This window comes from Corynebacterium sp. AOP36-E1-14, assembly GCF_052377495.1.
Taxonomy (GTDB): domain Bacteria; phylum Actinomycetota; class Actinomycetes; order Mycobacteriales; family Mycobacteriaceae; genus Corynebacterium.
Genome location: NZ_JBQSWV010000064.1, coordinates 1 through 1,861 on the forward strand (window position 1 = coordinate 1; position 1,861 = coordinate 1,861).

Consider the following 1,861-nt stretch of genomic DNA (forward strand, 5'->3'; position numbering starts at 1 on the left):
GTCCGGTCCCCAAGTTGGTGGAGCAACGCCACTGCATCGGCGCCTGGTCGACATGAGGTGGATTGGGTCGCAGCGATGATAAGCAACGTCTTCCGGGCAGGGTGGGTTGGTTGCACCCTTACATGAAGGTCATGAGAGCCGCGGGGCTGGCAGCGGGCTCTGCTGCTTGGGCGGCTTGACAGGAGCCTGACTGAAGGGGAATCCTGTCAGAGTTCAACGTTTGTGACGCGGTGAGTGAGATGGCCCACATTATTGTCGCGGATCATGGATTTGTGTGTCCGTCTCTGTGCAACTCGGGATTCAATTCTGACATGCCGCTCGGATTATCATCTGCTTTAGATTTGTCGAGCATGATCTGACCGGGTTGAAAGATTGTATTGCGAAGATGTTACGTCTTCAATCGATGGATGACGATCTGTGGAACGCTATATTTCTACTACTCAATTAACAGTTGAAAAGAGGGGATCAGGTATCTCTGAACTAGGTTCTGCTTTTCCGAGGTAGTTGTTAGTGGTCCGTTACTTCTTGGTCTTCTTGTGGCTGCCGTGGCGGGTCTTGTGTCGTTTGCTTCACCGTGTGTCATTCCACTGGTGCCGGGATACATCTCCTATCTTGCTGGGGTTGTGGGAGCCACAACCGAACACACAGCTGACGGTGCACTAGTCAAACAGTACCGTGGCGGCGTCGGTGGGGCCGCGCTACTCTTCGTGGCTGGTTTTACCGTGGTATTTAGCCTCGCGACTGTAACGGTCTTTGGTGTAATGCAGACTGTTCAGGTAAATCAGGGGGCCCTGATGCGCATCGGCGGCGTGGTGACAATTATGATGGGCCTGGTTTTCATGGGCTTTATTCGACCGTTGCAGAACGACACCAGGATGGCACCCCGGCGCTGGTCCACCGTTGCGGGAGCTCCACTGCTAGGGGCTGTTTTCGCCTTGGGATGGACCCCCTGTCTTGGTCCGACATTAACAGGCATAATCTCTATATCGGTGCGTACTGAAGGAATGACTGCCGCGCGTGGAGTAGTGCTCATCGTGGCTTACTGTTTTGGGTTGGGGGTGCCTTTTATCCTGGTCGCCCTCGGGTCAGCTAAAGCACTTAAAGGTGTCGGATGGCTGATGCGCCACTCGCGTTCTATTCAGATCGCTGGTGGTGCGATGCTTATTATCGTGGGAATTCTCCCCGTCAGTGGCCAATGGGCGGTTTTTGTGGACTGGATTAGGCAGTGGCTGGTCTTCGGTACAACTTTGCCAGTATAGAAATAGCTTGAATATGTCGTAGGTGAAGATTCACATCGGGGGCCGATGTCCGATCACGGCGTGCTCGCTCGGCGGCCACGTGGTACTCGCCGGCTGTTTCGGATTTGTTTGTGTTCACCATGCCTACGATCCTAGAGAGCACCTGGGGCATGAATCGTTCTGTGCGTGACCAAGGGACTAGTGATACATTCGGCTCACGAACAACCTTTCCGACTTGCATGTACAGCAGCTCGTCACCGGACGCGAGACGTATGGCAAGTGGCCCTACCCTCGTTGAGTGGACACCCGATTTAGCGGGACATTGTCCCGCACAAGGAGGATGTCACCATGACCAACAAGACCCCCACCCCCGGCGGCGGGAAGCGACCCCGGCGAACCTTCAGCCCCGAGTACAAACACGAAGCCGCCCGCCTGGTCATTGACACTGGCCGTAGCATTACCGAAGTCGCCCGCGAACTCGGCGTCGGGGCACGAACCCTCGGCAAATGGGTCGCCACCGAACGCGCCGAACAGGATGGTGAACCAGCCGGGCAGTTGAACCTTGATGAACGCGCCGAGCTCAAAGCCCTGCGCCGGCAGGTCGCTGAGCTGCACAAAGACAA

Annotated in this window: 2 protein-coding genes; both read left to right on the forward strand. The window is 55.9% G+C overall.

The genetic code is table 11. The features are described 5' to 3' along the window. The first annotated feature begins 536 nt into the window (after positions 1 to 536). Positions 537 to 1,259 carry a cytochrome c biogenesis CcdA family protein gene (locus tag ACT3TD_RS14730; RefSeq protein WP_444615236.1) on the forward strand — a complete coding sequence of 241 codons (723 nt, stop codon included), beginning with the start codon at positions 537 to 539 and terminating at the stop codon, positions 1,257 to 1,259. 327 nt (positions 1,260 to 1,586) lie between these two features. Next, a partial coding sequence (locus ACT3TD_RS14735; protein ID WP_444638075.1) for a transposase occupies positions 1,587 to 1,861 on the forward strand: 275 nt, incomplete at its 3' end.